Genomic DNA, 25903 nt, shown 5'->3' with positions numbered 1-25903 from the left:
CGGCGGGACCCTTCCTTTGTATGGCTTGTTGCGTGCTGCCGGCTAGTGACCGGCTGCTGCGGACTCCGTGGGCGTCGCAGAGGACGTCGACGTGGAGGTTGGCGTCGGAGTCGGCGTGCTGGGCAGGTACTTGGCGTACTCGGGGAGCGTGCCGTCAACCACCGGTACGTTCACCGTGGCGGAGTCGGAGCCGCTGCGGATGGTGATGGGCGTCAGTCCACCGGGGATAACGCCTGCGGTGCTGAGAATGGCGGCATCGGTGGTGTCATTCAGGTACGTCTCCGAGTTGGCCTTGACCGGGATCTCGGTCTGGGCGCCGTTCGCACCACTCATGGTGAGGGTGGCATCGGTGCTGGAGGTGTTGAAGACGGCGCCGATAACGCGGCCGGGCTCGTTCTCGCCCGAGGCAACAATCAGGATGTTGCGCAACTGCAGCGAACCGAGATCTGCTTTGATCCCGTCCGATGCCGAGTACTGGTGGGTGGTCTGCTGGGCGTTGACGAATCCACAGCCGGTGACGGACAGAAGACCGACGCCGATTGCAGCCGCCGCAATTGCCAGCTTGCCGCGCTGGACAGGGTTCATCGCAGTATTGCGCACGACACCTACTCCTCAAGAGTCATTGGAACACTTTTCAGCCATAGCCTATCGGCAAACCCGCCAAAATAAGGATTCGGGAAGGCATTGTGGCGCAGTCAACTGCCGGGATCCGTCGCTCAAGTTGCTTGCTCCAAGCATCTTTCCCCGGTTTCGTCAAGAGGTTGGAGGAAGTCGTTTAAGGCCTTATTCCCTTTATTGGCGCGGCAGGAGAGCCCTCGCGATGCCAGTCGTATGCCTTAACCGTGATAGACTAATCTGCGGGAAAGGGGAAAGTCCACATGGTTTTTGAGGTCGGCGAGACAGTAGTTTACCCTCACCACGGTGCAGCAAAAATTGAGGAAATCAAGATGCGCACCATCAAGGGCGAAGAGAAGATGTATCTCAAGCTCAAGGTGGCTCAGGGTGATCTGACCATTGAAGTTCCAGCAGAGAACGTTGACCTTGTTGGGGTCCGGGACGTAGTGGGCAAAGAAGGCTTGGAGCACGTATTTGACGTTCTCCGCGCCGAGTTCACTGAAGAGCCTACCAACTGGTCACGTCGTTACAAGGCGAACCTGGAGAAGCTTGCTTCAGGCGATGTCATCAAGGTGGCGGAGGTCGTTCGCGATCTTTGGCGTCGTGATCACGATCGCGGCCTTTCCGCAGGCGAGAAGCGCATGCTGGCCAAGGCGCGGCAGATTCTGATTTCAGAACTGGCCCTGGCTGAAAAGACAGACGAAGAGAAGGCTGCAAGCGTTCTTGACGAGGTCTTGGCTTCCTAAGAATTGAGCCCCGGTGGTGCGAAAGCGCCGCCGGGTTTCTTTTTGCCCAAATACGGCCGCAGATACCTGGCAATCAGGGATGGTGGGCGCCTTCAAGTACTTTCCCAGTAATCTTGGGCGCATGAGTACTCCTTCCAAGCGCGCCGTCACGGCCGTGATAGTGGTTGCTGCCGGTTCCGGTGAGCGACTCGGCTACGGCATGCCCAAAGCCCAGGTTCCGCTAGGGGGCGAGTCCATCCTGATGCACGCCCTCCGCGGGGTGGTTGCGTCGGACGTTGCGCGGCAGGTCTGCATCGCCGTGCCCAAGGGGGACACGGAGCTCCGCGAACTGATCGCCGGGTTCACCATCGAACTCGTGGACGGCGGCCCGGAAATCTCAGTGGTCGACGGCGGTTCCTCCCGCGCGGATTCGGTCCGCGCCGCGTTGGCTGCTTTGGAAGACGGAACCGAATTCGTGCTCGTCCACGATGCCGCCCGTGCGTTGACTCCTGAACGTGTTTTCCAGCGGGTAGCGGAGGCCCTGGCCTCCGGCGCGAAGGCAGTCATCCCCACCTTGCCGGTGGTGGACACCATCAAGACGGTGGCGGAGACAAGCGGCGACGACGCCGCCATAGCTCCCGAACTCGTCACGGGCACTGCGCCCAGGGAGCATCTCCGCGCCGTACAGACCCCCCAGGGATTCGAGTTGGCCACCCTGCGCCGGGCCCATAAAGCTGCAGGCCTCTTCGATGACAAGCAATCGGCCGCCGTCACCGATGACGCCATGCTGGTTGAACTTCTCAACGTCCCCGTCCACGCCGTGCGGGGTGCAAGCCAGTCGCTCAAGATCACCACTCCACTGGACTTGATCATCGCCGAGGGCCTGTTGGAAGGCCCGCTGGGGATTCGTTGGGTGGAAGGCTGATGACGCACGCCATGATCCTGCCCCGCACCGGTATCGGCATCGACGTCCACGCTTTCGCTCCGGACGACGACCCACAACCCTTGTGGTTGGGTGGGCTGCTGTGGGAGGGGCAGCAGGGACTGTCGGGGCATTCCGACGGCGATTGCGTCGCCCACGCGGCTGCGGATGCGCTTTTCTCCGCCTGCGGCGTCGGTGATCTGGGCACACACTTTGGTACGGACCGCCCCGAATATGCCGGCGCCTCGGGTGTGACGCTGCTCAGCGAGGCCGCCCGCATTGTCCGGGCGGCAGGTTTTGAGATCGGTAACGTGGCAGTCCAATTTGTGGCCAACCGTCCCAAGTTCGGGCCGCGCCGTGAGGAATCCCAGCGGGTCCTGAGCGAAGCTGCAGGCGCACCCGTCAGCGTTACGGCCACCACCAGCGATGGCTTGGGATTCACCGGCCGTGGCGAGGGTATCTCCGCAGTGGCCACGGCCCTGGTGTACCCGGTCTCCGGACACGAGGTGGCCGCATCCGATCCGGGTCCAGCAAAGGGTGCCCCTCATGCGTAAGGCGCGTACCGGCGTCGTGAGTTCCGCACTGATGCTGTCCGCGGCCCTGGCTGCCGCGCTCCTGCTGGGTGGCTGTGCAAGGACGCCCAGGATGGACGTCAACGCCAGTTGCGGGTTCCTGAACGACGACACCTTCAAGCCCGACGGCAACCAGCAACAGCAGTCCAAACAGATCGCCCAGCACTATCACGAGATCGCGGACAAGCTGGCTCCGGAGATTGGTGATCCCATCAAGGAGATGGCCGCCATCATGGACCAAGCAGCCGCTTCCTCCCTCGGGGCCGCCACCCAGGAGCAGCAGGAGAAGCTCAAGGTCCAGTTCAACAAGATCGGCGAATACTGCAAGTAGGCAGGTCACGCCGCGTCATCGGCTAATCTGGAGCGGTGACCCTGCGCTTCTATGACACCGCTTCCGCCGAAGTCCGCGACTTCGTTCCCCTCGAAGACGGCAAGGCCAGCGTGTACTACTGCGGGGCCACCGTCCAAGGGATGCCGCATGTGGGCCACGTCAGGTCGGCCATCGTTTTCGACCAACTGACCCGTTGGCTCGAGTTCCGGGGCCTCAGGGTCACAGTGGTGCGCAACGTCACGGATATCGACGACAAAATCCTGGCCAAGTCCGCGCAGTCGTTCGGGCCCGACTGGGATGCCGAACCGTCCGCGCGCCATGCCGAAGAATGGTGGGCACTCGCTTACCGGTACGAGCAGGAATTCGAGAACGCCTACGAATCCCTCGGCGTGCAGCGGCCCACCTACGAGCCCCGCGCCACCGGCCACATCCCGGAAATGCATGCGCTCATCCAGCGCCTCATCGACCGCGGCCACGCCTACCCCGCACTTGACGACTCCGGGGACGTCTACTTCGACGTCCGCTCCTGGAACAAGTACGGATCGCTGACGCGGCAAAACATTGATGACATGCAGGGAGCGCCCGACGCCGACCCCCGGGGCAAGCGCGATCCCCGCGACTTCGCGCTGTGGAAGGGTTTCAAAGACGGTGAACCCGTCACCGCCAAATGGGAATCCCCTTGGGGTGCCGGACGTCCCGGATGGCACCTCGAGTGCTCGGCCATGGTCACCAAGTACCTTGGCCCGCGGTTCGATATCCACGGTGGAGGACTGGACCTTCGCTTCCCGCACCACGAGAACGAGATGGCCCAGTCCCAGGCTGCTGGCGACGGGTTCGCCAACTTCTGGATGCACAACGGCATGGTCACCTACGAAGGTGAAAAGATGTCCAAATCCATCGGCAACACTGTGAGCCCTGCAGAGATGCTGGAACTCGCCTCACCCCGTGTGGTTCGCTACTACCTTGGCCAGGCACATTACCGCTCCATCCTGGATTACCGGCCAACCTCCCTGCAGGAGGCCGCGGCCGCCGTCGAGCGCGTTGATGGCTTCATCCACAAAGCATCTTCCAAGGTGGGCACGGGCGCGTCAGACGTTTCCCCGCAGGCCAACATGCCCGCGGCTTTCATCGCGGCCATGGACGACGACCTCAATGTTCCACAGGCACTCGGCGTTCTTCACGACACCGTCCGCGCCGGCAACACCGCGCTGGCGTCCGGGGATGTGGATGCCGCGAAGGCCGCTCTCTACAGCGTCCTCTCCATGACCGAGGTACTTGGCCTGGATTCCGTCAAGCGTCCGGAAGCTGTCCAGGGCCGCGAACATGTTGCCCTGGAGGTGTTGGTGGAAGCCCAACTCGAAGCCCGGGCCACTGCACGGGCCAATAAGGACTGGGCTGCGTCCGACGCCATCCGGGACACGCTGGCCGCTGCCGGAGTGGTGGTCGAAGATGGTGCGGACGGCGCCACTTGGAGCCTCAAACGCGACTGACAAACCGGCTCTGCGGCCGAATTGCATTGGGTCAGTAGACTTGATTCCAGACTTACTCACAAAATCAAGGATGGAATCTCATGGCCAACAACGGTCGCCGGTCGGTCAAGCAGAAGAAGGGCCCCTCCACCGGAACCGGTGGCCATGGCCGCAAGGCCCTGGAAGGCAAGGGTCCTACGCCCAAGGCGGAGGATCGCACTTACCACAAGGCATACAAGAACAAGCAGCTGGCGGAACGCTCGGCCGCCAAGCGCGGATCTGGCACCCGTCCCGGTGGCGCCGGAGCCCGCTCCGGTCCCAAGGGCCGTGCAACGGAAGAACTGGTCACCGGCCGTAACTCCGTCGTTGAGGCACTGCGCGCCGGCATCCCGGCCAAGGCCCTGCACGTCGCCATCCGCATCGAAATGGACGATCGCGTCAAGGAGTCCCTGAAGCTCGCGGCAGAGCGCGGCATCCCGCTGCTGGAAACCGGCAAGCCTGAACTGGATCGGATGACCGAGGAAGCAGTCCACCAGGGCCTGGTCCTCCAGATCCCGCCGTACGAGTACCAGGATGCCTACGACCTCGCCGAGGAAACCCTCGCCAAGTGGAAGAAGGGGCACATCTCCAACGCTCCCATCTTCGTAGCCCTGGACGGCATCACCGACCCCCGCAACCTCGGCGCGATCATCCGCTCCGTCTCCGCTTTCAGCGGCCACGGCGTGATCGTTCCCGAGCGTCGCTCGGTCGGCGTGACCGCGTCCGCTTGGAAGACCAGTGCCGGCGCCGCTGTCCGCGTACCTGTCGCCCGCGCGTCGAACCTCAACAACGCCCTCAAGCAGTTCAAGAACATGGGCATCTACGTGCTCGGCCTGGACGGCGACGGCGATGTCTCGCTGCCTGATCTCACCGTTGCTACGGAACCGGTGTGCATCGTGGTGGGCTCCGAAGGCAAGGGCCTCAGCCGTTTGGTCCGCGAAAACTGCGACCAGATCGTCTCCATCCCGATCGACTCGGCCATGGAGTCGTTGAACGCTTCGATGGCCGTTGGTATTTCGCTGTACGAAGTATCGAGGCAGCGCGCCGCCAAGTAGCCCGGACGCTCTCTCACCTTTCGGGTGTTTGAGGGGGACGCTCTCTCACCTTTCGGGTGTTTAACGGGGACGCTCTCTCACCTTTCGGGTGTTTGGCCAGGACGCTCTCTCACCTTCCGGGTGTTTGGCCAGGACGCTCTCTCACCTTCCGGGTGGGAGGGCGTTTGGCGTTTCCGGGGAAGTGTCCGCCAGGTCCACCCTGGAAGATGACGACGGCCCTACCCTGTGAGAGAGGGTTGGTGCCAAACAAGCGATCGGTGAGAGAGGGTTGGTGCCAAACCACCGATCGGTGAGGGAGGGTCGGCTTTAGAAGTCGCGGCGGTTGGCCAGAACGGGGAGTTTTTGGCGGGCGTCATCAACCTCTGCGGGATCGATGTCGGCGAAGATCACGCCTGGCTCGCCTTCCAGGGCTTCAAGGACCTGGCCGAACGGGGATACGACGGCGGAGTACCCCACGCCCGTGGGCGCGGCACCTTTGGGTTCGATCCCCTGTGTGGCCGGATCGCCTTGGCCGCATGCGAGCACGAACGTGGTGGTATCCACGGCACGTGCCCGGGCCAGGAGCTGCCATTGCTCGGCCTTGCCCGGTCCTGATCCCCAGGAGGCAGAAACGATGTTCACCACAGCGCCACGTTGGGCGTTGGCCGTAAAGAGCGCGGGAAAGCGGATGTCGTAGCAGGTGGCCAAACCAAAGGTGACGCCACCGGCGTCGAACGTTACTGGTTCTGTTCCCGCCTCAACGGTGTCCGATTCCGCGAAGCCAAACGCATCGAAGAGGTGGATTTTGTCGTAGCTCGTTTCCACGCCAGGCCCCGTGGCCAGAAGCGTGTTCCGCACCCGCGGGGATCCGGAATCGGAGGGGCTGCCCGGGGTAAATATGCCGGCCACGATCACCAGCTGAAGTTCCTCGGCGAGGGATCGCACCCGGCTGGCCCACGGGCCATCCAAAGGCTCCGCTATGTCCAACAGGGAGTTCCCGAACGCACGCATCATCGCCTCGGGGAAGACTACTAACTCCGCGCCGCCGTCCTTGGCCTTCCGGGCGTACTCCTCCAGGAGCCGCAGGTTGTCGGCCAGATCCCGGCCGGTGATGACTTGGGCGAGTGCCACGCGCACCATAGAACCTCCTGTTGTCTCTGTTCCAGTATGCCAAGTAACGAAATCACTGCACCGATCGTCGTCACATGGGCGGTTGGCGCGGCACATACTGGGCGTGGAACTAAACTTGCAAGCAATGGTTATGCCTATTTTTGACACAGCAGCTGCCGTGGACGCCTCCCGGCCCCGGCCTCTCGGACTGAGCTCGCCCCAGCCCGGGCTTTCGGATGCCGGAAAAGCGCAGAACCATGATGTGAATGTGGCCGTCTTCGCACCGGACCTGGAACAGGTTGAGGTTGCTTTCCAGGCGCCCGGCGAACCGTGGCGCGCCCAGATCCTTCCCAACGTTGAGGACGGCGTGCACTTCGGGCTGGTGGGCGGAATGCCGCCGGGCACCCGGTACGGTTTCCGCGAAGCGCCGTCCGAGGGCGGTCTTCCCATGCCTGTTCCAGCGCTGGATTTGGACGACGACGGCGAACAACGGCTGTTGCTCGATCCGTACGGTCGCGCTGTGGACCAGCGGGGCGAGTTCCTGACGAGTGTGCACGTGGACACCGGCTTTGACTGGGGCGATGACCAAGCGCCGCGGACCCCGATGCGGACCTCGGTTATCTATGAGGCACACGTCCGTGGCCAGACGATGCTTCACCCGGACATCCCGGAGCACCTCCGGGGGACCTATGCGGGCATGGCTCACCCGGTGATGATCCAGCACCTCACAGAGCTTGGCATCACCGCGGTCCAGTTGCTGCCCATTCACTTCCACCTGGACGAATCGCACCTCCAGGATCTGGGCATGACCAACTACTGGGGCTACAACACGGCCGCGTTCTTTGCCCCGCATGCCGATTACGCCACGGAGGCTGCGCGCAACGCCGGTCCCCACGCGGTGCAGGATGAGCTCAAGGGCATGATCAAGCTCCTGCACGCAGCCGGCATCGAAGTGATTCTGGATGTGGTGTACAACCACACAGCGGAGGCTGGACCCGATGGGCCCGCCCTCAGCTTCCGTGGCCTGGGGGAGTCGCGGTACTACCGGCATGACGCCCACGGCCGCTACTTGGACACCACCGGCTGCGGCAACACCCTGGACTTCAGCGATCCTGTGGTGGTGGACCTTGCCTTGGATTCCCTGCGCTACTGGGTGAATGACTTCCATGTAGACGGCTTCCGCTTTGATCTGGCTGTGACTCTGTGCCGGGACGCCGGGAATACCTTTGATCCGGGCCATCCCTTCCTCCAAGCCATTGCCGAGGACCCTGTGTTGTCCGCGGTCAAACTCATTGCAGAGCCATGGGACGTAGGCTACGGCGGTTGGCAAACGGGCCGGTTCCCTCACGGCTGGTCTGACTGGAATGACCATTTCCGCGACGGCGTTCGGCGTTTCTGGCTGTCCGACCGTGCTGCCATCGAGTCCGGAGGCCAAGGCGGCTCGGTGGCATCGCTGGCTGAACTTATGGCCGGTTCCGCCAACCTCTTCGCATCTTCGGGACGCACCCGGCTGGCCTCGGTCAACTTCATCACAGCCCACGACGGCTTCACCCTCAAGGACCTGGTCAGCTACGACAGGAAGCACAACGAGGCCAACGGTGAGCAGAACCGCGACGGCCACGGAGACAACCGCAGCTACAACCACGGCGTGGAGGGCCGGAGCGAGAACGAGGCCATTGTGGCTGCCCGTGCCCTGTCCATCCGCAACCTGATGGCTACCTTGCTGCTGTCCTTCGGTGTTCCCATGATCACTGCGGGTGACGAACTCGGCCGCACGCAGCAGGGAAACAACAACGCCTACTGCCAGGACAACCCCACGGCGTGGCTGGACTGGAGCCGCACCCAGGAAGCCAACGCCATGTTCAGGACCACGCGTGAGCTTGTCAGGTTGCGCCGTTGGTTCCTGCGGCACCAACCCGAGAGCTTCCCCGGCAGCGCGAACGATGCCAGCCTGCAGTGGTTTGATGACAAGGGTAAGCGGATGACTCCGGCCCGCTGGAACGATCCCAATGTGCGCTCAGTGCAGCTGCTTATGGGCCACGAGGACAGTGAGATCCGTGGCCTGGTTGTGGTGAACGGCAGCAACCAGGACGTGAAAATGGTTCTCCCGGAGATCCTGAGCGAAACGGGCATCGGCAAGCGCATGTTTGAACTCCGCTTCACCACGTCAGTGCTGCATGAGCGCCGAAAGGGCGCATTGGTGGCCTCAGGCGAGCGGGATATCCTGCAGGCCAACACCATCAACATCTACCGCACATAGGCATTAACCCACAGGAGCTTTCCGCATGAACCGCAGCCGCAGCAAACTGGTGGCTTTCGCGGGGCTGGTGATCGCCGTCGTCGTGCTGGTGATCGCCATGGTGGGCGGCGGCTCGCTGACAGCCCCCTCCAGCGCGCCTCCTTCCGGCGTTGCGTCTTCCGGCGCTGGGTTCTCCAGCGTCCAGACCACGACGCCGGAGCCTGGCTCGGTCCCGACGCCGGCGGCCGCCGTTGCGAACCCTTCAACCCTGCCCACGATCAGCGCTGCCCAGTTGCCCAAGGAAGCCCGTCAAACGTTGGCGCTGATCGCTAAGGGTGGCCCGTATCCGTATGATCGCGATGGCGTGAACTTCGGCAATTTTGAGGGTCTCCTGCCCAGGAAGTCCGGCGGTTTCTACAAGGAATACACGGTGCCAACTCCTGGCGAGTCGGACCGCGGCGCCCGCCGGATCATCGTTGGCAAGGATTCGGCAAAGTACTACACACCGGACCATTACGAGTCGTTCATGTTCATCGTCGAAGACAAGTAGGAGCCCATGAAAATCTATTCCGCAGACACCTGGACCCTGGAGGAACTACAGGAGCAGATGTCCGATATCGGCCGTCGGACCGTGCTGGTCCCGCCGGCAACCACCAAGCAGGCAGTCCTGGAAGTTTTTGGACAAGTCCTCGATTTCCCGGAGTACTACGGGGTGAACCTTGATGCCCTGAACGATTCCCTCCACGATTACGCCGATGCTCTGTCAGAGGACGACGGCAGCCCGGTCACCATGATCTGGCAAGTGCCTGCTGCCTACCGCACAGACCGTTCTTTCGGCGTGGTGTGCGAAATCCTGCAAGACGCCGAGCGCTACGCCGGCCGCGACCTGGCAGTCATCGCAGTCTTCGAGCACTAGTCGCGCCGACTTCGTCCTCAGATGGCAAAGGCCAGACCAGGTATCTGCATTGACAGGTCTGGCGGAGTGCTGAGTCAGTATTCGTTCCAGGTGAGTCGGGACTACCCCCGAAATGCTTAAGTGTTGCATCGCCCCGAATCGTGACGCGACAAATTGTATATTTCTATGACTATTCCGATTATTTCAAAATATTGAAATTAAGGGTGTCGAGCGATACATTTTCGGTGAGGCATTTATGTGCCTCGTTACTTGCGTACTGGGGAGCGTGCTGAGTTATTTGCTCTCCTCATTGCATCAGCGAATATGAGGATCAAGAAATGAAAAAGCTCACACGGGCGGCTACTGTCGTCGCATTGTCTGCCGCAGCACTCTTTGCCGCAAGCCAGGAAGCGAACGCCAGCATTATGTACGAAAACAATAACTACGGCGGTGGATCCTACGGAGCCGACAACTCGACCTGGATGGGGTCGTTCGACAACAAGACCAGTTCGGTCAAGAACTTCGGCTACTACGTAACCTGGTGGCAGGACGTCAATTACGGTGGTGCCGGCTTTGGAAGCGCTAACGACTACAGCGCTCTGGGCTGGTATGTGCCCTTCCTTGGATCATGGAATGACAACATCAGTAGCTTCCATCGCGGCTAAGCCCAATCTCCTATTCGATAAAAGCAGGCTAAGCGCCACGATACTTTGATCTGCCGATCAAGTACCGGCAGGTTAGAGTTTCTTTTGGCGCGGCGCCCGGTATTCACATGAGGCGCAAGAAATGAGATTGGACGCGGAAAGTGTCGACAATAATTCCTGAACGAGGGTCGCGCTGGACAAGGTTCGTCGTGACATCACTTGCCGCAAGCGCAGCGTTGGCTATTTCATCGTGTTCTGGAGCTGCGGTGAATTCACTGACGCCGGACCCATCCGGAAAAGTGAATCTGGATTACCAGAACTCGATGATCGTGTTCCCGGTTGACGAGTACGGAATTTCTGCCCTTGAGCGCTCTCGTATTCTCCTTGCGAGGGAAGTCGTCATGACAACGTGCATGAAGAGATTTGGCTTCATGGATGATCCGACGACAGCTTATCCCAAGGCCGAAAACCGGAACTTTGGCGTGTGGAACGTCGAGCGAGTGAGAAAGTTCGGCTTCCGGCTCATTGGAGAAGACGCTCAATCGAACCAGAAACATGATGAGGCGGGCGCGTGGGGGGAGGCCAGGTATGAGTGTCTTGCCAGCGAAAAGAGCAAGATCGATGAAATCACTCCGCCTGACGAGCTGATGAACGGCGGCGCTGCAGCTGAGATCGCTTTGAAGAGCCTCAGTCTGGCGTCAGAAACTGAAGCTTGGAACAACGCCAAAGACGACTGGGACACATGCGTCTCAGCGGCAGGTTTGACGCCGGGACTGGACCCCGCCAACGCCAAGTGGTCGAGCCAGCAGTCTTTCGACCTTCAGGTGAGGACAGATCAGCAAAACCCGTCGACGTCCGACGCCGCGGAGGGTATCCGAATTGCGACGATTGAGGCCGAATGCAATCAGGCGGTCCGGCTGACCCAAACTCTCGGTGATATTCAAGCAAGTTACCAGTTGCCACTCATCAAGCAGAATGAGGCAGTTCTTACTGAGCTCAAGAAGAAGAGCCAGAAGTACGTGGATGCTGCTGAGAAGTTGCTGAAAGAGACGCAGTGAATGATGACCGGCCCCGGCAGGGAACGGCTACAGCTGTCGGGTTGACGCGACTCTCGCGACGTTGGCTGGTCTTCCTGTTGGCAATTACCGCGGTCTTGTCCGCGGGGGTGGGTCTGCTGGCCGGACGTGTCTTTGACCAATCTGAGATCATTCGGCCCGAGAACTCCATGGCCGAAATCCCCGTCTATGCAACGGTTGAAAATCGTACTGTCGATGACCGGCTTACATATTCCGGCGTCATTAAGGCCGGCCCGGCTGTGCCGATCCAGATTGATGTAGAGGGACAAGAACCGATGGTGGTTCGTCAGACGCTCAAGGCGGGGGACACGTTGGAGTGGGGTGACCTTGCCGGTGTAGTTTCCGGCAAGCCCTATTTTGTCCTGCCAGCCCCGCTTCCCTTGTATCGCGATCTCGCCCGAGGTGATGAGGGAGACGACGTCCTGGCTCTGCAACGCGCGCTGATGCAGATTGGATACCTTTCCCACGAATCTGGTCACCTGGACGGCGCAACCATGGAGGCTGCATCGTCATTCTTTGCCAGCGAAGGATTCACCTTGAGCAGCGGGAGAATCCCCTCCGGGCAAATTCAACAAGTCGAACCCGGAGCCACACCGGAGTCCCCGGAAACGGGCGACTCGATATCCCCTGCGGTGTCGATCCCGTTCAGGCAACTGATCGGCCTCCCTGTCGCCCGCGCCACCATCGTCTCAGCGCTGGGCATAGGGCAGAAAGTCACGGACCAAAGCCCCCTCGCCACGGTCCAGACCCAAGAGAACTTCGTAGAGTTTGTCGCAGACGTGGAGCAGGCTGGGTCTCTCAGGGTTGGGCAGGATGTCACCGTCAGGATCGCGGAGAAGCAAGTGCCCGGACGGATAACTGAGGTAGGTCCCTTTACGGATGCGGGGAATGGCCGACGGGCGGGAAATCCCGTGACGGTAGAGCCCACAGCTACAGCCGATCTTGCTCTATTGACTCCCAACCTAAGCGTTACCGTAGCTGGTCAGGGCAGTACGGCACAGGCTCTCGCAGTGCCGCTGTCCGGTATTCGACAGGATGCCGAAGGAACCTACGTTCTGAGTCGCCGGGGAGGCGATGGAGACTCAGGGGACCAGGCAATGCGTGTCCCCATAACCGTCCTTCGGTCAGGGGGCGGATTCGCCGCAGTCTCTGGGGAACTCAGCCAGGGTGACGAGGTCCGGATATCGTGACGATCCCGCGATCGGATCACCTCGCGCTCAGGGCGGAACCTACAGCCACCGGTAACACGTCGGCCATCAGCCTGGAGAGAGTATGGCGCACATATCCAGGTGCCATGTCTCCGGCCTTATCCGACGTCTCCTTGACCATCGGGTCGGGTGAGTTCGTGTCCATTGTGGGCCCTTCAGGCTCAGGTAAGTCGACTCTTTTGAACATCATGGGCTTGTTGGATAGAGCAAGCTCGGGGCGTCTCGCCATTCGTGGGCAGGCAGTCGAGACCGCAGCAGAGCGAAGCCTCGACGCGGTGCGCCTGCACCTGATGGGGTTTGTCTTTCAGTCCTCAAACGTCATTGGTGACTACAGTGTGATGAGCAACGCGGCCATCGGCTTGAGGGTTCAGGGTGTTCCTATGGACCAGCGGGCGTTGGCTGCCCTGGACGCCCTGAAATTCGTTGGGCTGGAACATAAGCGCAGGGTCCAAGCAAAATTTCTGTCGGGCGGCGAACGGCAACGGCTGGCAATAGCACGAGCCATTGCGACGCAGCCGCGGATCATCCTCGCCGACGAACCTACAGGCAATCTTGATTCCGAGAACAGCAGCCGCGTCATTGATTACCTTCGGAAGCTCAACTCCGAAGGTGTCACAGTCATAATCGTCACTCATGATGTGGACGTGGCGAACCAGACCGATCGCCGGATTGAGATCCGGGACGGTCGAATCACGGGTGACGTAAAAACCAAGTCCCCGCCAAGGCCGCAGTTTGAAGTTCCCGCAGTCCCGGAGCCCTTCAAAGCGTCAGGCCAGCAGAAGTGGGGGTCCCGCATCGCGTGTTCCCTGCTGGATGACTGGGGCGATGCGCTTACCGCACTCTCCGCCCGTACCCTCCGAACAATGCTTCTGATCCTCGCTTTTGCGATTGCCATTGGGGGCATGACGGGTGCCCTTGGAATTAGTTCGACAACTTCGAATGCCATCAACAACCGGTTGGCGATTGCGTCACAGGACCGGTTGTCCTTATCCGTCGGAGACGGACCTGCTGTGGTTCGTGATGATTTCGATGGGCTTCGTTCCGGAGTAGAACGGATGACACGCCTCCCTCATGTGGTCGGCGCATCCTATGTGTACTCAACGGTCCCGGCAGACGTACGCATCACACGAATCGGACCGTCCGATCCCGAGCCCGAAACGCCATTGTCACTCCATTCCTCGTCGAAGAGTTATTTCGAAGACTTCGAAATCCAGCTGATACCCCAGAACAGCCGCAGTGCCCTCGACGATTCACGAGCGGGTCCCCTCGCCGTAATCTCAACGAAGGCAGCAATTGCGCTCGACATACCGTACAGCAGGATCAACGGGCCTCCGGACGGGTCGAGCATATGGATCGATGACCGGCTGGTCCCGGTTGTTGGCGTCTTCGATCCCGGCCCACAATTCCCTGAGTACGCTAACTCCGTTTTCGTCGACGCCGGCATCATGCGGGCTGTCCCCAGGTCCGAGCTAAAAATTCAAGTCCGAACCGAAAAGGGCTTCGCCGCAGCGATCGCGCGAGTAGCTCCGCTGGCGTACTCGCCCAGCGACCCAGGGAAGGCAAGGGTGGATGTCACGGCCGATATTCAGTCGATCAGGCAGGGGGTCTCCAACGATCTCGGGTCACTGATCGCGCTGCTGTCGCTGGTCTTGATGATCTTGGCCGTCATCACTGCGGCTTCCGCAATGTACTTGACCGTTCAGAACAGATCGGCGGAGATAGCCCTTCGACGAGCGATTGGCTCAAGTCGATGGCTCATTTGCCGATCCTTCATTCTTGAGGGTCTTATCGTTGGAATCACAGCAGGTTCCCTGGGCGGCATCATCGGAAATGCCACCACGCTGTGTGTCTCGTGGATCCAGGCCTGGCCCCCCGTTTTGCCCCCGGAGCTATGGCTGGTGGGTCTCCTGCTGGGGGCAAGCACCGGCATCGTCAGCGCCATATACCCTGCCTGGGTTGCCAGTCGTCAAGACCCCGCAATCGCAATTCGCGGCTAGCAATCCCCTTCACGTCGCGAGTTAAGCGTCGCTGGCCCGCTTTCCCGTCCTTGAGCAATAACGGAAAAGCGGGCCAGCAGCGTTATACGGACTAGGCGTTCGCGATCAACCCAAGTTCAGCCTTCGACGCCAACGCGCTGTGCTTCGGGAACACGCGCACTGTGTAGCCGAACGAACCGGATCGGTTGATGACCAAGGATCCGTTGAAGAGATGACGGCCGTTGCCGAGGTCCTCAAGGGAGTCCAGTTCCGCCACCACGATGTCCTCAAGCTCGTCCGATTCTTCGGCGCGGCCGAAGGCGACCTCCACGGAGACGTCGTCCGGGGTGAGGCTGTTGAGCGCTACGTAGGCGTTGACTTGGAGGCTGTCGCCCACTTGGGGTTCCTCGGAGACTCCAACGGAGTCCACGTGCTCCACCACCACCTGCGGCCAGGCGTTCCGGACCTTGGTGGTCCAGGCGGCGAGTTCCTTGGCTTCCTTGAACGACTCGGCAACTGCCCTGCGTCCGGAAACGGCTGCCGGGCAGTAGAGGTCGTTGACGTAGTCGTGGAGCATGCGTTCCGCGGAGACTGCCGGGCCGAGGTTGGCCAGGGTGTGCTTGATCATGGAGACCCAGTGGGTGGGCACGGTCTCGCGGCTGGACTCGGAGGGTCCTGCAGCGCCGGCGCCCTGGGCCACCGTGGTTCCGTAGAAGCGCGGGGCCACCTGGGTTTCCAGCAGCTCGTAGAGGGCTGCGGCTTCGATGTCGTCGCGTTCCTCGGCGGAGGCGTTGTTGTTGGCGGTGGGGATGGCCCAGCCGTTTTCGCCGTCGTACATTTCGTCCCACCAGCCGTCCAGGACGGACAGGTTGAGCGAGCCGTTGATGGCTGCCTTCATACCGGAGGTGCCGCAGGCTTCCAGGGGGCGGAGCGGGTTGTTGAGCCAGACGTCGCAGCCCGGGAACAGTGTCCGTGCCATCGCGATGTCGTAGTTGGGCAGGAAGACGATCCTGTGCCGGACTTCGGGGTCGTCGGTGAAGCGGACCAGGTCCTGGATCATCTTCTTGCCTGCGTCATCGGCGGGGTGTGACTTGCCGGCGATGACCAGCTGGATGGGGTGCTTGGGATCCAGCAGCAAGGCCTTCAAACGGGCGGGGTCGCGCAGCATCAGGGTGAGCCGCTTGTAGGTGGGCACACGGCGGGCGAAGCCGATGGTGAGCACGTCCGGGTCCAGCACGGAGTCGGTCCAACCAAGTTCGGCATCGGCTGCGCCGCGCTTCTTCCAGGAGGCCCGGAGCCGGCGTCGAACGTCGTCTATCAGCTGGGCGCGCAGTTCCCGGCGGAGGCTCCACACGTCTTCGTCGCTGACGTTATAGGCGAGGTCCCAGCGGCCGAGTGCTTCGGCTTCTGCACCGAACTGGGTACGTGCCAGGGAGGAGATGCGCGGGTCAACCCACGTGGGTACGTGGACGCCGTTGGTGACGGAGGTGATGGGGATTTCGGAGTGGTCGAATCCCGGCCAGAGTCCGGCAAACATTTCGCGGGACACTACGCCGTGCAGTTTGGCCACGCCGTTGGCTCGTTGCGCCAGGCGCAGGCCCATCACTGCCATGTTGAAAACGGAAGGGTTGCCGCCGTCGTAGTTTTCGCGGCCGAGTTCCAGAATCCGGTCCGTGGGCACGGCGGGCGCCAGGCCCGATTCGAAGAAGTGCTTGATCTGCACGGTCTCGAAGCGGTCGATGCCGGCGGGTACGGGCGTGTGCGTCGTGAAGACGGTGGAGGCGCGACCGGCGGCGAGGGCTTCGTCCCAGCTGAGGGGGTGCTCGGGATTGGACATGGCTTCCTGGATGCGCTCAATCCCCAGGAAACCGGCGTGGCCCTCATTGGTGTGGAAGACCTCAGGCGCTGGAGTGCCGGTGAGTTCCTGGTAGACGCGCAGGGCCTTGACGCCGCCCATGCCCAGGAGGAGTTCCTGCTGGAGGCGGTGGTCGCCGCCGCCACCGTACAGGCGGTCGGTGATGCCGCGCGCGGCTTCGTCGTTGGAGGGGACGTTGGAGTCCAGCAGCAGCAGCGGAACACGTCCGACGTCGGCACGCCACACGTGCGCGTGAAGCTCGCGGCCGTTGGGCAGCGGCAGGGAGATATGAACGGGCTTGCCGGGCACGCCGTCTTTGGCCGGGTGGCGGAGGAGGGTCAGCGGCAGGCCGTCGGGGTCCAGCACGGGATAGGTTTCCTGCTGCCAGGCGTCCCGGGACAGGGATTGCTTGAAGTAGCCGGCTTGGTACAGGAGTCCGACGCCGATCAGCGGGACGCCAAGGTCCGAAGCGGCCTTGAGATGGTCGCCGGCCAGGATGCCAAGGCCGCCGGAGTACTGGGGGAGGACTTCGGTGATACCGAATTCCGGTGAGAAGTACGCAATGCAGGCCGGAGCGTCTTCGCCGAGGCCCTGGTACCAGCGCGGTTCGCTGAGGTACCGGTCAAGATCTGCCGCGGCGTGCTGCACACGTTCCACCACATCGGTGTTGTTGGCCAGATCCTGCAGTTGCTCGCGGCTGATCGAGCCCAGAAGAGCTATGGGGTCGTGCTGCGACGCCTCCCAGAGAGCCGGGTTGAGGCTCGCAAAAAGTTCCCGGGTGGGCCGGTGCCAGGACCAGCGCAGATTGGTCGCCAAACGGGCCAAGGGCCGGATGGGCTCGGGGAGGACGGTACGGACTGTAAACCTTCGAATAGCCTTCACGAGCGCCACACTAACTGACTGACATGGCAGTCGGAACTGCTTTGGGTTTCTTTTAGGTAAAAGACATCTTGCGTCGAGGAGAAAGGTCGTGTGCTTAGCATTCTGTGATTTTTGTCGCTAACGTCGTGCTTGTGACGAATACCGCGCGAACCATCACCGCCCTGAAATCCAAGACGAAAACGGACATCACCGACGGACTGCGCTTTGGCCGGTTCCCGATCACGGCCGTCCAGCCCGTGGTTGAAGGTGGCCGTTTCCCGGCGAAGGCCCTGCCGGGGGAGGACCTTGTGGTGGGTGCCACGGTCTTCCGGGAAGGCCATGACCAGCTCGGAGTCTCCGCCGTGCTGCTTGATCCGAGGGGCAGGGAGCGCCAGCGTGTCCGCCTTACCCCTGCAGAGGGTGAGCAGTGGAAGGGCCTGGACCGCTGGGAGGGCTTGATCACGCCGGGCGGCACGGGCGCCTGGTCATTCGTCATCGAAGCGTGGCACGACCGTTACGGCACCTGGCACCACAATGCCGAGGTGAAGGTGGCCGCTGGTATTGACGTCGAATTGATGCTCGCCGAAGGCGCCGCGCTCCTCTCCGGAGCAGCCGACGACGCCGCCCGCACAGGTGCGGACAAGCGCACCTTGCGTGCCGCTTCTGTGGTGCTGGCAGATACAAGCAAGACTGCCGAGGAGCGCCTTGGCGCCGGATTCAGCCCCGAGGTGCTTGCCGCCGTCGAACGTTTCCCGATCCGTGAGTTGGTGACCGTCTCCGAGCGCTTCCCACTGCAGGTGGAGCGGGACCTCGCCGGACGCGGTTCCTGGTACGAATTCTTCCCGCGCTCCGAAGGCGCCGTACTGGACCACTCAACAGGAGTGTGGACTTCAGGTAATTTCCGGACCGCAGCCAAGAGGCTCGACGCCGTGGCGGACATGGGCTTCGACGTCATCTACTTGCCACCCATCCATCCGATCGGGTTCCAGCACCGCAAGGGACGCAACAACACGTTGACGCCGGGGCCGCAGGACCCGGGTTCGCCGTGGGCCATCGGTTCCAAGGACGGCGGCCACGATGCCATCCACCCGGAACTGGGAACGTTCGAGGATTTCGATGCTTTTGTTGCCCGTGCCGGAGAGCTGGGCCTTGAGGTTGCCCTGGACCTCGCGTTGCAGGCTGCGCCCGACCATCCTTGGGTGACCTCGAACCCCGAGTGGTTCACCACACGCGTGGACGGTTCCATCGCCTATGCGGAAAACCCTCCGAAGAAGTACCAGGACATTTATCCCCTGAACTTTGACAATGATCCGACCGGCCTTTCCAAGGAAATTCTTCGGATCGTGCAGCTGTGGATCAGTCACGGTGTGAAGATTTTCCGCGTGGACAATCCCCACACCAAGCCTGTGTGGTTCTGGGAATGGCTGATCGGCAAGATCAACAAAAAGAACCCCGAGGTTGTTTTCCTCGCGGAAGCCTTCACCCGGCCGCCCATGATGCACGCCCTTGGCCGGGCGGGATTCCAGCAGTCGTACACGTACTTCACGTGGCGGAATACCAAGACCGAACTGGAGAAGTACTTCCTGGAAGTCAGCCACGAAAGCCCTGCGTTCTTCCGGCCTAATTTCTTTGTGAACACCCCGGACATCCTCACCGAATACCTGCAGTTCGGTGGGCCGGCCGCTTTCCGGATCCGCGCCGCGTTGGCCGCGACGGCAAGCCCGTTGTGGGGCGTCTATGCCGGATTTGAGTTGTACGAACACGTTGCCCGGCCGGGTGCCGAGGAGTACATCGACAACGAGAAGTACGAGTACAAGGCGAGGGACTGGGAGGGCGCAGCCGAGTCTGGCCGGACCTTGGCGCCGTACATCACCAGGCTCAACGCCATCCGCAGGAACCACCTGGCGTTGGGTGACCTGCAGAACCTCACCGTGCACCACAGCACGGATGACGCCACGATCGTCTATTCCAAGCACAAGACCTTGCCGGACGGCACCAAGGACACGTTGATCATGGTGGTCAACGTGGATCCGCACAGCACCCGCGAAAGCACAGTGTCCCTGGACCTCGCGGCCTTGGAGCTGGATCCTTCGGACTTCAACGAGGACGGCCGGTTCCGGGTGGACGACCTCATCAGCGGCCAGAGCTGGGAGTGGGGCGAGCACAACTACGTCCGGTTGGATGCCCACGTTGAACCGGCACACATACTGAGCATCCGGAGGCAGCCTTAGTGAGTTTTTCTCCGCAAAATCCCAGCCAGTACTTCACTCCGAAGAACACCTTCGAGTTGAACGCCCCCGGTCTCCAGCATGATCCGCACTGGTACCGCAAGGCAGTCTTCTATGAGGTACTGGTGCGGGCCTTTGCGGATGCCAACGGGGATGGTTCCGGCGACTTCCATGGGTTGATCGACAAACTGGACTACCTGCAGTGGCTGGGCGTGGACTGCCTTTGGTTGCCGCCGTTCTTCCATTCCCCGTTGCGCGATGGCGGTTACGACATCGCGGACTACACCTCGGTGCTGGACGAATTCGGCACCATCAGCGACTTCAAAAGGCTGGTTGCCGAGGCCCATGCACGCGGTGTCCGGGTGATCATCGATCTTCCGTTGAACCACACCTCGGACCAGCATCCCTGGTTCCAGGAGTCCCGCAAGGACCCCACCGGTCCTTACGGGGACTTTTACGTGTGGAGTGATACGGATGAGAAGTATCAGGACGCCCGCATCATCTTCGTGGACACCGAGGAATCCAACTGGACCTTCGATCCCATCCGCCGGCAGTTCTTCTGGCACCGTTTCTTCAGCCACCAGCCGGACCTGAACTTCGAGAATCCCAAGGTCGTTGAGGCCCTGTATGACGTCATCCGGTTCTGGCTGGATCAGGGGATTGATGGTTTCCGGGCTGACGCCATTCCGTACCTGTTCGAAGAAGACGGCACTAACTGCGAGAACCTGCCGGCAACCCATGCCTTCCTGCAGGACCTGCGCCGGATGGTGGACGCGAACTATCCCGGCAGGGTGATCATCGCCGAGGCAAACCAGCCGCCCCATGAAGTGGTGGAGTACTTCGGCACCGAAGAGGCCCCCGAATGCCATATGGCGTTCCACTTCCCGATCATGCCGCGGCTCTACTACGCCCTCAGGGACCAGAAGGCCGCGCCAATCATCCAAACCTTGAGGGACACCCCGGAGATTCCCAAGGGTGCCCAGTGGGGGACTTTCCTGCGGAACCATGATGAGCTCACCCTTGAGATGGTTCCTGCCGAGGAGCGTGCTGCCATGCTCGGCTGGTATGCCCCGGACCCGCGCATGCGCGCCAACATCGGGATACGGCGCAGGTTGGCTCCCTTACTGGACAACTCCCGCTCCGAGATCGAGCTCATCAACGCACTGCTGCTTTCCCTGCCGGGTAGTCCGTTCCTGTATTACGGGGACGAGATCGGCATGGGAGACAATATCTGGCTTGATGACCGTGATGCCGTGCGCACGCCCATGCAGTGGAACCCGGATCGCAACGCGGGTTTCTCCGGAGCGGATCCGGGCAAGCTGTACCTTCCGGTGATCCAATCCCTGGTTTACAACTACAGCATGGCCAACGTTGAAGCCGAAGCCGCGCATTCAGGGTCGCTGCTGCGGTGGACCCGGCAGATCCTCAGTGTCCGGAAGAACCACCCCGTGTTTGGCCTGGGCGGCTTCCGGCATATCGAAGCGGACCACGAAGTGGTGCTGGCATACGTCCGCGAACTGCCGGCCGGGAACCCGGAAGGGGAGGACGGCGAAAACATTCTCTGCGTCTTCAACCTCTCACAGCATCCCGTGGCCGCCACCCTTGACCTTCCTGAATTCGCTGGCCGTGGCTTGCGCGATATTTTTGGCGGCCAGCCTTTCCCGGCCGTCGGGGACAACGGTCACCTGACCGTGATGCTGGGCAGCCACAGCTTCTACTGGCTGCGGGTGCGTTCGGCATTTTCCAATCCCTCATCGCCTTTTACCCAGGCGATTCCAGTGGTGACCTCCAAAGGATGAGATGAGCAAGGAAAACTTGAACCCCTCCATTGAAGGACTTCTCCGGACCTGGCTTCCCGGCAAACGCTGGTTCCCGGTCAAGAGCCCCGACTTTGCGTTGGAGCAGGTGGGCGGTTTCAGCCTCCCGGTCTCCGGTGGCGATCCCGCGTTTGAGGTGGTGTTGCTGGCGGTCACCTACCGGACGGCCGACGGCGGTCCCCGGACTGACGTTGTCCAGGTTCCATTGAGTTACCGGAGCCAACCGCTGGTTGAAGCTCCCGGCGCTTTGGTTGGTGAGCTGACGGATGATTCGGGCCTGCAGCTGGTGTACGACGCCGCCTACGATCCGGACTTCATCACCGCCTGGCTGGGGCTCATGCGCAGCGAAGGTACCGTCGCTGGCGCCCGAGGGCACCTCACGCGTGGCCGCGTCGCCCTCCCGGAAGACCCCACGTCTGTGAAGGTGCTTTCCGGCGAGCAGTCCAACACATCGGTCATCATCGACGACGGTGATTCGGCAGCCATCGTCAAGATTTTCCGTGTGCTGGCACCGGGCAAGAACCCCGAAGTGGAGCTTGGTGCGGCACTGACCGCTGCCGGGACCACCGAGGTTCCCGCGACGCTCGGTTGGATCACAGGCTCATGGGACGTACCGGCGTCGGACGGTTCCGCGGCCGCCACCGGCGAACTGACGGTGGCACACGAGTTCCTCGTGGGCGGCCTGGATGCCTGGCGCCTGGCTGTTGACGCGGCCGCTTCGGGCAAGGACTTCACCGCTGAGGCCCGCGGGCTCGGGGCCGCCACTGCCACAGTGCACGCCAGGCTCGCGGAAACATTTGGGGTTCTGGACGGCCAAACGCAGGGCCCGGACATCATGGCGACTGTGGCCCGGCGCATGCGCCAGTCGTGGGCTGAGGCGGCCTCCGCCGTCGGACCTTACGACGCCAACCTCGACCACCTGCTGGCGGCCCTGGACCCCCTGGACGTTGGGCAGCTGCAGCGCGTTCATGGCGACCTCCATCTGGGACAGATTCTCAGGGTGCCGGGTGCTGACGGCCAGCCGGGGCGGTGGGCCATCCTGGACTTTGAGGGCGAGCCGCTCCGCACCATTGATGAGCGCAACACACCTGATCTTCCCCTACGTGATGTCACGGGCATGCTCCGTTCCTTTGACTACGCCGCCGGAGCTGCCACGCGCGAGAATTCGGACGTCACCGTGCCTGAAACCTGGGTGGACGATTGCGCGACGGCGTTCCTGGAGGGGTACAGCGAAGTCACCCCGGGAACCATAGACCGCCGCTCGCCGCTCTTTGTGGCATTGTGGCTGGACAAGGCTTTATACGAGGTGGTTTACGAGCTGCGGAACCGGCCTGACTGGCTGGCGATTCCGGTGATGGCATCGCGAAGAATCCTCGACAACACAAGCCGCGGCAAGCATGCGGCAGCTACAGCGGAAGGTAATGACATGACTGGCTCTGCACGCACCGAACGGCCCCGAGTTCCCCTGCACGTGGACTCCGAGACCTTGGAACGCGTGGCAGCGGGCGCTTACCACGCGCCGCACTCCGTCCTCGGCGCACACCTGGACGACCATGGCCACGTCACCATCCGTACTGTGAAGCACCTCGCGAAGTCAGTGGTTGTTGTGACCGAAGCCGGCCGCACCGACATGACCCATGAGTCGCATGGCGTCTGGACCGCGGTCCTGGAACCGCTGCAGGCCGGCCACGTGCCGGACTACCGTTTGGACGTGGTGTACGACGCCGAACCCGTCACCATCGACGACCCCTACCACTACCTGCCTACCGTAGGTGAAGTGGACCTGCACCTGATCGGCGAGGGTCGCCATGAGCGTCTCTGGGATGTGCTGGGGGCGCACGTCCAGCATTACCGCTCCGCACTGAGCGACGTGGACGGTGTCTCGTTCGCCGTGTGGGCGCCGAACGCGCAGGCTGTTCGCGTCAAGGGCGACTTCAATGGATGGGACGGGCGCTCGCACGGAATGCGCTCGCTGGGTTCCTCCGGCGTCTGGGAACTGTTCATTCCGGGCGTTGTAGCAGGGGCGTGCTACAAATACGAGATCCTGACCAAGGCCGGGCACTGGGTAGAGAAGGCTGATCCTCTGGCCTTCGGTACTGAGGTACCGCCGCTGACGGCTTCACGCGTGGTGGATCCCAGCTACAGGTTCAAGGACGCGGAGTGGATGAGTGCCCGTGCACAAAGGGATCCGCACAACTCGCCCATGAGCGTCTACGAAGTCCACTTGGGCTCGTGGCGTCTGGGGCTTGGCTACAAGGAGCTGGCCAAGGAACTGGTGGAGTACGTCAAGTGGCTTGGCTTCTCGCACGTGGAGTTCATGCCGGTTGCAGAGCACCCCTTCGGTGGGTCATGGGGCTACCAGGTGACCTCCTACTTCGCGCCTACGTCGCGGTTCGGTCACCCGGATGAGTTCCGGTTCCTGGTGGACTCGCTGCACCAGGCCGGAATCGGCGTCCTCCTGGACTGGGTACCCGCACACTTCCCCAAGGATTCCTGGGCGCTGGCGCAGTTTGATGGCCAGCCGCTGTACGAGCACTCGGATCCCGCGCTGGGAGAACACCCGGACTGGGGAACCCTCATCTTCGACTTCGGCCGCAGCGAGGTCCGGAACTTCCTGGTGGCCAATGCACTGTACTGGCTTGAGGAATTCCACATCGATGGCCTGCGCGTGGACGCTGTGGCCTCGATGATTTACCTGGACTACTCCCGTGAAGAAGGGCAGTGGAGGCCCAACAAGTTCGGCGGCCGCGAGAACCTCGAAGCCATTTCCTTCATGCAGGAAGTCAACGCCACGGTGTACAAGTCCCACCCGGGTGCCATCATCATTGCCGAGGAATCCACCGCTTTCCCTGGCGTCACGGCTCCCACCAACCACGGCGGGCTCGGCTTCGGCCTGAAGTGGAACATGGGCTGGATGCATGACTCCCTGAAGTACATCTCCGAGGATCCCATCAACCGCAAGTGGCACCACGGCACCATTACGTTCTCCCTGGTCTACGCCTTCACTGAGAACTTCCTGCTGCCCATCAGCCACGACGAAGTAGTTCACGGCAAAGGCTCCATGCTGCGGAAGATGCCCGGTGACCGGTGGCAGCAACTGGCCAACCTGCGTGCCTTCTTCGCCTACCAGTGGGCGCATCCGGGCAAGCAGCTCATCTTCATGGGCACTGAATTCGGCCAGGAAGCGGAATGGTCCGAACAGTACGGACTGGACTGGTTCCTTGCCGATATCCCTGCTCACCGGGGACTCCAGTTGCTGATCAAGGACCTGAACCAGGTGTATTCGTCCACGCCGGCCCTCTATGAACGCGACAACGAGGCCGGTGGTTTCCAATGGATCAACGGCGGGGACGCCGATCACAACGTCCTCACGTTTATCCGCTGGGATCACCAAGGCAAGCCGTTGGTGTGCGCAGTGAACTTCTCCGGCGGTCCCCACAAGGACTACATCCTGGGTGTTCCGGCAGCGGGGGACTGGGTGGAGGTGCTGAATACCGACTCAGAAAGCTACGGCGGCTCGGGAGTGGTCAACGCCGGAACCTTGAAGGCTGCCGCTCCAGGGACAGATGGTCAGCCGGCCGTCCTGACCGTAACGCTTCCGCCGCTCGGAGCTTCCTGGTTCGCGCCGGCTGAGTAACAGCCGGGGTTAGGAGGGTCTGAAGGCTTGCTCTTCAGGCCCTCTTCCCTTTGTTTTCGGGGTTTTTGCTCGGCGTAGAGGGTGTGTCGTTCACCGGTTTTGCCATCCCGGGGAAGTAGGGGTATAGTTAGTACCCGCGCTGCTCCACGAGTAGAGATCGCAAGCTGACAAGATACCGCAAGGAAAAATCAAGTCAAGCATGCCGATTTGACTCGAAGGAAGCTAGCCGGTAAGCTTGAAAAGTTGCTCCGGAGCGATCCAGCGAAGGCTGGTGGTACTGCTTCGGAATAGTGACCTGTTGTTTGAGAACTCAATAGTGTGCCAAGTTTGTTGATACCGATTGTTTTTTGATTGGTTGAAATTATGGCCGGATTGTCGCGCACCCCCGTGTGTGGTGGTCTGGTTTTCAGCTGGTTTCGAATTTTGTGCAGCCGTGTTTGCCGTTATTTCCGGTGGGTGTGGTTGTGTCTGTTTGATTTGTTTTACTTCAACGGAGAGTTTGATCCTGGCTCAGGATGAACGCTGGCGGCGTGCTTAACACATGCAAGTCGAACGATGATGCCCAGCTTGCTGGGTGGATTAGTGGCGAACGGGTGAGTAACACGTGAGTAACCTGCCCTTGACTCTGGGATAAGCCTGGGAAACTGGGT

Annotated in this window: 19 protein-coding genes and 1 rRNA gene; 17 read left to right on the top strand and 3 right to left on the bottom strand. The window is 61.6% G+C overall.

Features of this window, described 5'->3' with window-relative positions; all coding sequences use genetic code 11:
• Positions 1–42: 42 nt before the first annotated feature.
• Positions 43–585 carry a hypothetical protein gene (locus BMY91_RS19440; RefSeq protein WP_090824936.1) on the bottom strand — a complete coding sequence of 181 codons (543 nt, stop codon included), beginning with the start codon at positions 583–585 and terminating at the stop codon, positions 43–45.
• Positions 586–878: 293 nt separating this feature from the next.
• Between BMY91_RS19440 and BMY91_RS19435 the strand changes: the two genes are divergently transcribed.
• From BMY91_RS19435 to rlmB, 6 genes are all read left to right on the top strand, one after another.
• Positions 879–1361 (top strand): CarD family transcriptional regulator, encoded by a 483-nt coding sequence (locus BMY91_RS19435; RefSeq protein ID WP_011690592.1) that lies wholly within the window; start codon positions 879–881, stop codon positions 1359–1361.
• A 121-nt stretch (positions 1362–1482) separates the two neighbouring features.
• Positions 1483–2265, top strand: a complete 783-nt coding sequence (gene ispD / locus BMY91_RS19430; protein ID WP_090825079.1) for a 2-C-methyl-D-erythritol 4-phosphate cytidylyltransferase — start codon at positions 1483–1485, stop codon at positions 2263–2265.
• Positions 2265–2816: a 2-C-methyl-D-erythritol 2,4-cyclodiphosphate synthase gene (gene ispF / locus BMY91_RS19425; protein ID WP_254779886.1), complete on the top strand. Its 552-nt coding sequence runs from the start codon at positions 2265–2267 to the stop codon at positions 2814–2816. Before ispD ends, ispF begins: the two co-directional genes overlap by 1 nt.
• Positions 2809–3165: a hypothetical protein gene (locus tag BMY91_RS19420; RefSeq protein WP_090824934.1), complete on the top strand. Its 357-nt coding sequence runs from the start codon at positions 2809–2811 to the stop codon at positions 3163–3165. The genes ispF and BMY91_RS19420 overlap by 8 nt, the downstream gene beginning before the upstream one ends.
• Positions 3166–3200: 35 nt before the next feature.
• Positions 3201–4655, top strand: a complete 1455-nt coding sequence (cysS, locus tag BMY91_RS19415; protein ID WP_090824933.1) for a cysteine--tRNA ligase — start codon at positions 3201–3203, stop codon at positions 4653–4655.
• Between the two features lie 80 nt (positions 4656–4735).
• A complete protein-coding gene (gene rlmB / locus BMY91_RS19410; protein ID WP_090824931.1) occupies positions 4736–5728 on the top strand; it encodes a 23S rRNA (guanosine(2251)-2'-O)-methyltransferase RlmB in 993 nt (330 codons plus the stop codon).
• Between the two features lie 306 nt (positions 5729–6034).
• On the opposite strand, the gene BMY91_RS19405 is transcribed toward rlmB, so the two are convergent.
• Complete coding sequence (locus BMY91_RS19405; RefSeq protein WP_090825075.1) at positions 6035–6844, bottom strand: carbon-nitrogen hydrolase family protein; 810 nt, start codon at positions 6842–6844, stop codon at positions 6035–6037.
• 118 nt (positions 6845–6962) lie between these two features.
• Between BMY91_RS19405 and glgX the strand changes: the two genes are divergently transcribed.
• The 7 genes from glgX (at position 6963) to BMY91_RS19370 (ending at position 14876) form a co-directional block, all read left to right on the top strand.
• Positions 6963–9077, top strand: coding sequence for a glycogen debranching protein GlgX (gene glgX, locus BMY91_RS19400; RefSeq protein WP_090824929.1), 2115 nt, complete (start codon positions 6963–6965; stop codon positions 9075–9077).
• Positions 9078–9102: 25 nt separating this feature from the next.
• The gene (locus BMY91_RS19395; RefSeq protein ID WP_090824927.1) at positions 9103–9606 is read left to right on the top strand and encodes a guanyl-specific ribonuclease; all 504 of its coding nucleotides are present in this window, start codon (positions 9103–9105) and stop codon (positions 9604–9606) included.
• 6 nt (positions 9607–9612) lie between these two features.
• Positions 9613–9972 (top strand): barstar family protein, encoded by a 360-nt coding sequence (locus BMY91_RS19390; RefSeq protein ID WP_090824925.1) that lies wholly within the window; start codon positions 9613–9615, stop codon positions 9970–9972.
• A gap of 317 nt (positions 9973–10289) precedes the next feature.
• Positions 10290–10616 carry a hypothetical protein gene (locus BMY91_RS19385; protein WP_090824923.1) on the top strand — a complete coding sequence of 109 codons (327 nt, stop codon included), beginning with the start codon at positions 10290–10292 and terminating at the stop codon, positions 10614–10616.
• Between the two features lie 188 nt (positions 10617–10804).
• On the top strand, positions 10805–11653 hold the full coding sequence (locus tag BMY91_RS19380; protein ID WP_143054087.1) for a hypothetical protein: 849 nt from the start codon (positions 10805–10807) through the stop codon (positions 11651–11653).
• Positions 11650–12861 carry an efflux RND transporter periplasmic adaptor subunit gene (locus BMY91_RS19375; RefSeq protein WP_090824919.1) on the top strand — a complete coding sequence of 404 codons (1212 nt, stop codon included), beginning with the start codon at positions 11650–11652 and terminating at the stop codon, positions 12859–12861. Before BMY91_RS19380 ends, BMY91_RS19375 begins: the two co-directional genes overlap by 4 nt.
• A 104-nt stretch (positions 12862–12965) precedes the next feature.
• Entirely contained in the window at positions 12966–14876 is a 1911-nt protein-coding gene (locus BMY91_RS19370; RefSeq protein ID WP_090824918.1) for an ABC transporter ATP-binding protein/permease, read from the top strand.
• A 91-nt stretch (positions 14877–14967) separates the two neighbouring features.
• Here BMY91_RS19370 and glgP read toward each other — a convergent pair whose 3' ends face one another.
• Positions 14968–17592: an alpha-glucan family phosphorylase gene (glgP, locus tag BMY91_RS19365; protein ID WP_177179965.1), complete on the bottom strand. Its 2625-nt coding sequence runs from the start codon at positions 17590–17592 to the stop codon at positions 14968–14970.
• Positions 17593–17717: 125 nt separating this feature from the next.
• On the opposite strand from glgP, the gene BMY91_RS19360 reads away from it, so the two are divergent.
• The 4 genes from BMY91_RS19360 to BMY91_RS19345 all read left to right on the top strand — a co-directional run.
• Positions 17718–19802: an alpha-1,4-glucan--maltose-1-phosphate maltosyltransferase gene (locus tag BMY91_RS19360; protein WP_175538718.1), complete on the top strand. Its 2085-nt coding sequence runs from the start codon at positions 17718–17720 to the stop codon at positions 19800–19802.
• On the top strand, positions 19802–21598 hold the full coding sequence (gene treS / locus BMY91_RS19355; RefSeq protein ID WP_090824912.1) for a maltose alpha-D-glucosyltransferase: 1797 nt from the start codon (positions 19802–19804) through the stop codon (positions 21596–21598). Before BMY91_RS19360 ends, treS begins: the two co-directional genes overlap by 1 nt.
• Position 21599: 1 nt before the next feature.
• On the top strand, positions 21600–25253 hold the full coding sequence (locus tag BMY91_RS19350; protein WP_090824910.1) for a 1,4-alpha-glucan branching enzyme: 3654 nt from the start codon (positions 21600–21602) through the stop codon (positions 25251–25253).
• Positions 25254–25740: 487 nt separating this feature from the next.
• A 16S ribosomal RNA gene (locus BMY91_RS19345) occupies positions 25741–25903 on the top strand; the annotation flags it as partial.

Source organism: Arthrobacter sp. yr096, from assembly GCF_900108925.1.
Lineage (GTDB): Bacteria > Actinomycetota > Actinomycetes > Actinomycetales > Micrococcaceae > Arthrobacter.
This window is presented reverse-complemented; position numbering and strand designations above follow the sequence as displayed.